Annotated in this window: 1 protein-coding gene; it reads right to left on the bottom strand. The window is 78.6% G+C overall.

All coding sequences use genetic code 11. The features are described 5' to 3' along the window. On the bottom strand, positions 1 to 756 hold a 756-nt coding region (locus BG452_RS35930; protein ID WP_188308531.1), incomplete at both ends, for an HD domain-containing protein.

Here is a 756-nt window from a genome sequence, read left to right as displayed (position 1 = left end):
CTCGGCGGGCGCGGCGCCGCCGCCGGCCAGCTGGGCGGCGACCCGGGCCACCAGGCCGTCCACCAGCGAGGCCCGCCAGGTGCTCCACGCCGCCGGGCCGGTGGCCAGCGCGTCCGCCTCGGTGAGCGCGTGCAGCAGTTCCAGCTCGGGCAGGGTGCCGACCGCCTTGGTGACCGCCTCGACGGTGGCCGGGTCGTCCGGGTCGCGCCGGGTCGCGGTGTCGACCAGGGTCAGGTGGTGGCGGACCAGCACCGCCAGGGTCTCGGTGTCCTCGGGAGGGAAGCCCATCCGGGTGGTCAGGTCGCGGACGATCACCTCGCCGGCCTCGCTGTGGTCGCCGGGCCAGCCCTTGCCGATGTCGTGCAGCAGCGCGGCGACCAGCAGGAGGTCCGGCCGGGCCACCCGGCGGGTCATCGCGGCGGCCCGGACGGCCGTCTCGACCAGGTGCCGGTCCACCGTCCAGCGGTGCACCGCGTTGCGCTGCGGACGGCAGCGCACCCGCTCCCAGTCCGGCAGCAGCCTGGTCACCAGCCCCTCCGCCTCCAGCGCCTCCCATACCGGGACGGCCGCCTCCCCCGCCCCCAGCAGGGTGACCAGCTGCTCGCGCGCCTCGTCCGGCCAGGGCACCGGCAGCGGCCGGCACTCGGCGGCCAGCCGGCGCACCGTCGCGTACGAGACGGTCAGCCCGTTCTGGGCGGCGGCGGCCGCGGCGCGCAGTGGCAGCACCGGGTCGGCGGCCGGGCGGGCGGCCTGGGC

The organism is Streptomyces sp. CBMA123, from assembly GCF_014596465.1.
Lineage (GTDB): Bacteria > Actinomycetota > Actinomycetes > Streptomycetales > Streptomycetaceae > Kitasatospora.
This window is presented reverse-complemented; position numbering and strand designations above follow the sequence as displayed.